Here is a 7,629-nt window from a genome sequence, read left to right as displayed (position 1 = left end):
TCCGCCGCCGTACGTGCCGTCACGCCAGCCACAAAAAACTCAGCCAGACGATCTTGCTGTTTTTCCGTTAAACGACAGTACCTTAGGTCCATAAAACCATCCTAGATCCGCTCAGGATCTGGGACAGCCCCAAAACTTTTGCTGCTTTGGGCCGGTGCCGTTGGAACCGGCACCGGCCAAACGAGCAAAAGCTCATGTTCATGCTCTAGCTTCCGGCCTGGCGAGCACATATTGCTGTCGGGCAGAAGACGAGTGGAATATGGGACCGAACCGAAAACAGCGGCGCGCGCAAGCCAAGACGCTTCCGACACCGCCTCCGCCCGTGTCATCAAGCCAAAGCGCGATGTTAGAAGCAGGTCTTCGGCATCATCAGGCCGGTCAATTGGCCGAGGCCGAGCGGTTCTACCGTGAAGTGCTGAAGCTGGACGCCCGTCATGCCGACGCCCGACATTTGCTCGGCGTGATCGCCGATCAGGCCGGGAAACACCAGGAAGCTGTCGAGATCATTTCCAAGGCAATTCAGATCGACCCAACGGCCGCAATCTATCATGCCAGCCTGGGCAACGCCCTGCAGAAGCTGGGGCAGCTCGATGGCGCGGCTGCCGCCTACACGCAAGCCATTGTCGCCAAACCCGATTTCGTCGAGGCTCATTACAATCTCGGCAACGTACTGAAAGCCCTGGGGCGCCTTGATGACGCCGTTGCCGCCTATCAGGAGGCCCTCCGCTTCAAGCCTGACTATGCCCAGGCTCATGCCAATCTGGGCACTGCCTTGCAGGCCTTGAGCCGTCTCGACGAGGCGGTTGCCGCCTACAACAACGCGCTCCGCCATAAACCCGACCTCGCCGAAGCCTACTCCAACCTCGGCAGTGTTTTCAAAGAGTTGGGTCGCCTCGACGAGGCAGTGACCGCCTGCAACGCAGCCATCCGTCTCAAGCCCGGCTACGCCCGGGCTCACGCCAACCTGGGAAGTGCGCTGCAAACCCTGGGGCGTCTCGACGAGGCCATTGCCGCCTACGAACATGCCATAAGCTGCAATCCGGATTTCGCCGAGGCTCATGCAAATCTGGGCAGCGCCCTGCAGGCCCTGGGCCGTCTCGATGACGCGGTCACAGCCTGCTGCACCGCCATCCGTTGCAACCCGGATTTCGCCACGGCCCACGCCAATCTTGGCAATGTCCTGCGAGAATTGGGACGTTTCGACGAGGCTCTCGCCGCCTATGAGCGTGCGGCGTCTTTACCGGGCCCCGTCGCTGAACAAACTCTGGTCAACCGTGCCGTTCTGCTGATGGAGCGTGGGCAGGCGGACCAGGCCGAAGCTCTTTTCGAGCACGCCGTAAAACTGTTCCCGCGCTCGGCCTCGGCCTGGTTCAACCGGGTCGACCTCGTCCGCTCCGCCGCGGACGATCCTGCCATTGCGGCCATGCAGGCTTTGCTCGCCTCTGGCGCCGTATCGCCGGCCGACCAGATCATGCTGCATTTCGCGTTGGGCAAAGTGTTTCTGGACCTTGGCGAGTCCGACCGCGCGTTCGTACATTTCGACCGGGGCAACCGCATGAAAAGGGCCCTGATCGCCTACGATGCCGACGCCACCGGCCGATGGATGGCGAAGATCGCCGAGTATTTCCCTGCAGCGCTGCTGGAACGCCTGGCCGGTCGGGGGGCGGCCTCCTCCCGGCCGATCTTTGTGGTCGGCATGCCCCGCTCCGGGACCACGCTGGTCGAGCAGATCCTTGCCTCGCATCCGGACATTCATGGCGCCGGGGAGCTGCCTCATATCCAGAAGCTGGCCAGCCAGCTCGGCGACTTCCCCGGAGCCATCGCACCGGCGCAGCTCGCGCCGCTCGGCGCCGCCTATCTCGAAGCCATTGCGGCCCTCGGGCCGGGGAAGCGCCATGTCGTGGACAAGATGCCGGCCAATTTCTTTTATTCCGGGCTCATCCGCCTGATCCTGCCCGAGGCACGCATCATCCATTGCCGCCGCGACCCGGTGGATACTTGCCTCTCCTGCTACAGCAAGCTGTTCAGCAGCGGACAGCTTTTCTCCTACGACCAGGCCGAGCTCGGCCGTTACCATCGGGACTATCGGGCGCTCGCCGCGCATTGGCGCACCGTGCTGCCGGCGACATATTTTTACGAAGTCGATTACGAAGCGGTGGTGGCGGATCTCGAAAGCGAGACCCGCCGCCTATTGGATTGGCTCAGCTTGCCTTGGGACCCGGCCTGCCTGGAATTCCACCGTACCGAACGCCCCGTGCGCACGGCGAGCGTCAACCAGGTGCGCAAGCCGGTCTATCGCAGTTCCGCCGGGCGCTGGCGCCAACACGCGCAAAACCTCGGGCCGCTTTTGGAGGCCCTGGCGATCTAGCCTCGTTCCCACGAGCCATTTCAAGCCATATCGCGCGCAATAAAAAAGCCCCGGCGGTTTCCCGCCGGGGCCTTTGCACGCGCGAAGATTTTTACTGCAGCACGATCTCGACGCGACGGTTCTGCGGCTCGCGCACGCCGGGACCGGTCGGCACCAGGAGATGCGTATCGCCATAAGCGTGGATCTCGATCTCCGACTTCGCCACGCCATCGACCACCAGCTGCGCCGCGACGGCCTGGGCGCGGCGCATCGACAGGCCCTGATTATATTGCGGCGTGCCGGACGTGTCGGTGTAGCCGGACACGTTCAGCGTGGTGACGTTCTGGCTGTGGCTGGCCGTGGCGGCCTGCGAAACAACCTGCAAGGCGCGCGAAGTCAGGTTGTACTGGTTCCAGTCGAAGAACACGAGATAGGTCTGCGCCGGGGCCGGGGCCGGGGCCGCAACCGGGGCCGCCACAGGGGCCGGCGCCGGCGGCACGGGCGCCGGGGTGAACAGCTGGTAGCGCAGGCCGACATTGATCTGGTTGTTGTATTCCGAACCAACCTTCATGCCCGACGGCATGCCTTCGAAGGCGCCGTTATATTTGCGGGAATCGGCAAGCGCGACGAAACGGTATTCCAGCGTCGCCGACAGGCCCGGCACGGCGCTGATCGGGAAGGACAGACCGGCGATGCCCTGGTAGGCCAGCGCGCCCCGGGTCTTGTTGAAGCTGAAGGGACCTGCATTGAGGTCATTGAAAGCGGATTCCTGCCAGCCGATGCCGGCGCCCAGGTACGGGTAGAGGTAAGGCAGACCGACGTTGAAATCGTAATAGGCATTGGCAAACGCACCGTAACGCCCTTCGTGGCCGCCGCTGGCAAAGTCGGTGCCGCCGACACGCATCTTGTCGAAGCCGTTTTTCATGAAATCGCCTTCGAGTTCTGCACGGAAGCCATTCCCGAACCCGTACCCGACGGCGCCGGTCACGTCGTAGCCGTTATTGGTATAGATGCGCGCGGTGTCTCCGCTCACATGGCCGTGGGTGATCAGATTCTTCGCCTTCTGGCTGCTTTCCATGTTGTAGCCAGCCCCCAGGCTGACATACGGGCCCGTGACGGGCTGCGCGCTGGCCACGTGCGAAAACACGACCGGTGCGGCCATGACGGTCGCGGCAAGCAAGGCATTACGGAACTTCATCAATCAGACTCCTCAAATAGTCGACGGGCGCATTCGGGTGCGAGCGGGCCCGGGCCGCTATCTGGCGACAGGCACGGGTTGGGGAAAGGGTCCGTTCGGCCTTTCGAATTCTCTGTAGCAAAAATGTCACAATTCATCGCGAAAGTCTAACGAATGAATTTATCGCCATGTTTAGCAACATTTTTTGCACAAAACGGCGGCCGCCTCCGATCAAAAGCGGCACAAAAGCGCTTGCTGCCCGAGGCCCAGGGCGCCAATGCCAACGCCCCTTACCAAGGCGTCAGGAGCAGCCGACGACTCTGAAGGTTTCGCTGGCGTCCCCCACCACCGTGGCGCCCGGCTCCGAACGCAGCATCCAGCCGCGATAGAGCGTGGCGCCCGCATTGCTGCCGGCCTCCTGGGTCACGGTGAGGAAAATCGCGGCATCCGGCAGCTCGGTCGGCGGCCGCGTATCGCACGCCTGCACGCTGACCTGCAGATCGCCGATCTGGCTTTGCCCGCCGACGGGAATGCTCACCTCCGACGTGCCGCCATCAACCTCGTTGAGCACGCCGAGCGTCACCTTCGTGCCCGGCACCCAATCATTCGGGATCACGGGCAGAGCATCGGGCGGCGGTGACGCAGCGGGCGCGCCGGTTGTCGCCGTTGTGCCGGGCGCCGCCCCGGCCGGTGCGCCCGGCACGGATGGGGCCGGCGTCGGCCCCATGCCCGGTACGGCCGTTTCCGGCGCTGGGGTGGACGGCACGGGTGCGGGCACCGCTGCCGGCGGCGGCACGGGCGTCTGCACCAGCCCCGGCGGCGGCGGGGCGACCGGTGCCGCCGGCGTCACCGGCGCGGGCGGCGCGGCGACGATCGGGGGCGCCAGCGGCACCGCGATCACCGAATTGCCGTTGTCCTGCACCTGCGCCCAGGCAGGCGCACCCAATGGCACCAGCAAGGCCACCACAAATGAGAGGCGCATGATTAATGGGTCCCCGACGGTGCGGGAGCTTGCGCCCCGGCGCCGGACTTGCCGCTGCTGCCGGAACTGCCGCCCATCGAAAAAATGAATTTACCGAGCAGGTCCTCGAGGTTGATCGCCGACTGTGTCACCGTAAAGGCTTGTCCTGGCGCCAACATGGTGTTCGAGCCGCCGGGCGAGATCGCGACATAATCGCCGCCAAGCAGCCCCTGGCTGGCGATCGAGGCGCTGCTGTCCTGCGGGATTTTGATGTCGTCATTCATCGCCAGCCGCACCACCGCGGCATAAGTATTCGGGTCGAGATGCTCGTCGGCGACGTGGCCGACCACGACACCGCCAATCTTCACGTCCGAGCCAACGGTGAGTCCGCCGATGCTGGAAAATTGTGCCTGCAACTCATAGCCACCGGTGGTCACGGCACCGGTGCGGTTCAGCGCATAACCCAGAAAGGCCAATGCAGCGACGATCACGGCGAAACCGGTCAGGGTTTCCGGGAGCCTCCGCGCCATCAGCCTTGATCCGGCGTCCAGGCCTCGTAATCCGCCGCCGCGGCGGCGCGCTTGCCGCCGGAATAATCGTGCCCGGCCGGACGGTAGCTGGCTTGCGTGCCGGTCAGATTCGGCTGATGCGGCTTCTGCCAAGGTTTGCGGCCGCTGCTCGGCAACGGCTCATCGGTGAGATGGTGCAGCCAGGCATGCCATTCCGGCCCCACCGTGGAAGCCTCCGGCACGCCAGCATAGACCACCCAGCGCATCGTACGCCCGCCTCTCTGGCGGCCGGGGCGTTCAAAATATCTGTTGCCCAGCGCATCCTGCCCCACATAGAAGCCGCGGCGCAGCGTGAAGAGGAACAGGCCGGGATTGCGCAGAAACCCGCTAATCCCGCCGAGCTGGCTGATCGAGACTTTGGCGTCGGCTTTTGAGATGCTCATGGCCACGGATATAGGAGATGGCGGCGCTCTGGTCCATCGCTGGAATTTTTTTCGACTATCCACAGGATTTTGTGGTCACCCCGCCGTTTAACCACAACATACACTTTCCCTAAGACGCAGTTCCGCTTAAGTTCCCGGACATGGGACCGCACAAGACGCATAAATCCTGGCATGGCATCCGGCAGGCGGTGTTTACCGCACAGGCCGACCCCGACGCTCCGTCGGTCGCCGTCAAACTTCCCGCCGCCTGGGGTAGCGCCGCCGCCGACGCGCTCGCCGCCCTGCTGCCCGGCGCGAAGCGGCTCGATATCGCTCTGGCCGCGGAAAGCTGGATCGCGCCGATCGCCGCGCGCGCCGCCACCGCCGGCCTTCCCGCCACGCTCGGCGACGAGCTGCACGCGCTGCTCGCCGCCCGACGCGGCGCGCCGGATGCCGCGATCTGGGCCAACAAGGCGTCCGCTTTGCCCGGTTTCACCCTCAATCCGAATGGCTTCCTCGATGAGGCCGGCGGGTTCGACGCGGCCGGCTTCGCCGCCGCCGTGCGCCTCGCCGTCACCGCACTCACCCTCGCCGCCCCGGCGGCGCCCCGCCTGGCGCTCGGCTTCACCGACCTGAATTTGTTCCTCGCCCGGCTCGGCCTGGATTATGACTCCACGCCGGCGCAGGACGTTGCGGTGACCCTCATTGCGCTGATGAGCGCCGCCGCGGACTGCGCCTCCGCCGCGTTCCGCGGTACCGCCTTGGGCCACGCTATGTCGCGCCCTGCTTTGCCCGTCGGCTGTGCGGTGCCCGGCTTGCGCGCCGCCGCCCTGGCGGCGCAGGACGCGGCGGCCGCGCTCGGCCACCGCCGGCATGAGAGCCTGCTCGGTTTCACCGCGGATCCCGCTGTCGAGGCACTGCTCGGCGCGGAAATCCGCAATTTCGCACCGGCTTTGTCCGCGCTGGACGCCGACGGGCGGATGGCCCAGTGGGCGACGCAGAAACTCAGCGCCCAGGGCCTCTCCGCCGAGGCCGCGCTGACGCGGATGCTGGGCGGCGACAGCCTGTTCGCGGCGCCGCGCCCGGCCGCGCATCTGGCCATGCATGACGCGCTGGCGCCGCTGGTGGCGCAGATGCCAGAACGCCCCGCTGCGCCCATGCCGGCGCGCCGCGCCAGCCAACGCGAGGCGCTGCCCCCCCGCCGCAGCGGCTATACGCAGAAAGTCAGCGTCGGCGGCCACAAGCTGTTCCTTTCGACCGGCGAATACGCCAATGGCCGGCTGGGCGAGATTTTCGTCGCCCTGCACAAAGAGGGCTCGGCCTTCCGCGGCCTGATGGACGCATTCGCCATCGCCGTCAGCATCGGCCTCCAGCATGGCGTCAATCTCGAGGATTACGTGGAAGCCTTCACTTTCACCCGCTTCGGCCCGGCCGGCGCGGTCGAGGGAGACCCGGCGGTGCTGCAGGCCACCTCGATGATCGACTATGTCTTCCGCAATCTGGCGGTGAATTATCTCGGCCAGACCAATCTCGCGCCTGCGACCCCCGAAGCCGCCGATACGGTGGGCGACGGCGCCGCCGAGCGTGCGCCGCTGCTGCCGCTCGACCTGCCCGCCCCGGCGCCGCGCGAACGCCGCCGCAACCTCAAGCTTGTGAGCAACGCATGACAATCCTCGACCGTCTGGCCGCGCTCGGCATCACTTTGCCCGCGCCGATGCCCCCCGTGGCCACCTATGTTCCGGTCACCATCGCCGGCCATCTCGTCACCGTCAGCGGCCAATTGCCGGCGATCGACGGCAAGGTCGCCGTGACGGGCAAGCTCGGCCAGGGGGTGAGCCTGGATGAAGGCCAGCATGCCGCCCGGCTCTGCCTGATCAATATTCTGGCGCAATTGCAGGCCGCCCTGCCGGGCGGGCTGGCGAGCGTCACCAAGGTCGTGCGTCTCGGCGGCTTCATCGCCGCGGCGCCGGACTTCTCCCAGCATGCGGTGGTGATGAACGGCGCCTCCGATCTCGCCGTGGCGGTGTTCGGCGAAACCGGGCGGCATGCGCGCTCCACCATCGGCGTCGCCTCCCTGCCGCTGGACGCGGCGGTCGAGGTCGAAGGCACGTTCTGGCTCGGCTAGCGCCTCCGGCGGGGCTCTCTTAATCGGCGACGGCACAGCGGAGATACACGCTCAGGTTGTCGAATCCATTGTAACAAGATGGAACGCT

General features: G+C 65.7%; 7 protein-coding genes. 3 read left to right on the top strand and 4 right to left on the bottom strand.

Annotation, left to right across the window (positions count from 1 at the left end):
* Positions 1–343: 343 nt before the first annotated feature.
* The gene (locus VNC39_RS13720; protein WP_325400137.1) at positions 344–2,368 is read left to right on the top strand and encodes a tetratricopeptide repeat protein; all 2,025 of its coding nucleotides are present in this window, start codon (positions 344–346) and stop codon (positions 2,366–2,368) included.
* 91 nt (positions 2,369–2,459) lie between these two features.
* Here VNC39_RS13720 and VNC39_RS13715 read toward each other — a convergent pair whose 3' ends face one another.
* The 4 genes from VNC39_RS13715 to VNC39_RS13700 all read right to left on the bottom strand — a co-directional run bounded on the left by VNC39_RS13715 (position 2,460) and on the right by VNC39_RS13700 (position 5,437).
* The gene (locus VNC39_RS13715) at positions 2,460–3,545 is read right to left on the bottom strand and encodes an OmpA family protein (protein WP_325400135.1); all 1,086 of its coding nucleotides are present in this window, start codon (positions 3,543–3,545) and stop codon (positions 2,460–2,462) included.
* Positions 3,546–3,825: 280 nt separating this feature from the next.
* Positions 3,826–4,506 (bottom strand): DUF2155 domain-containing protein, encoded by a 681-nt coding sequence (locus tag VNC39_RS13710; RefSeq protein WP_325400133.1) that lies wholly within the window; start codon positions 4,504–4,506, stop codon positions 3,826–3,828.
* Positions 4,507–4,508: 2 nt separating this feature from the next.
* Entirely contained in the window at positions 4,509–5,015 is a 507-nt protein-coding gene (gene mlaD, locus VNC39_RS13705; protein ID WP_325400131.1) for an outer membrane lipid asymmetry maintenance protein MlaD, read from the bottom strand.
* Positions 5,015–5,437: an NADH:ubiquinone oxidoreductase subunit NDUFA12 gene (locus VNC39_RS13700; protein ID WP_325400129.1), complete on the bottom strand. Its 423-nt coding sequence runs from the start codon at positions 5,435–5,437 to the stop codon at positions 5,015–5,017. Before VNC39_RS13700 ends, mlaD begins: the two co-directional genes overlap by 1 nt.
* 140 nt (positions 5,438–5,577) lie before the next feature.
* On the opposite strand from VNC39_RS13700, the gene VNC39_RS13695 reads away from it, so the two are divergent.
* The gene (locus VNC39_RS13695; protein ID WP_325400127.1) at positions 5,578–7,083 is read left to right on the top strand and encodes a TSCPD domain-containing protein; all 1,506 of its coding nucleotides are present in this window, start codon (positions 5,578–5,580) and stop codon (positions 7,081–7,083) included.
* Positions 7,080–7,541, top strand: coding sequence for a RidA family protein (locus VNC39_RS13690; protein ID WP_325400125.1), 462 nt, complete (start codon positions 7,080–7,082; stop codon positions 7,539–7,541). The genes VNC39_RS13695 and VNC39_RS13690 overlap by 4 nt, the downstream gene beginning before the upstream one ends.
* The last annotated feature ends 88 nt before the right edge of the window (positions 7,542–7,629 follow it).

Origin of the sequence: Acidocella sp. (genome assembly GCF_035535915.1) — a bacterium.
Classification (GTDB): Bacteria; Pseudomonadota; Alphaproteobacteria; order Acetobacterales; family Acetobacteraceae; genus Acidocella.
The sequence above is the reverse complement of the archived record's forward strand: the minus strand, read 5'-3'. Positions and strand labels throughout refer to the sequence as shown.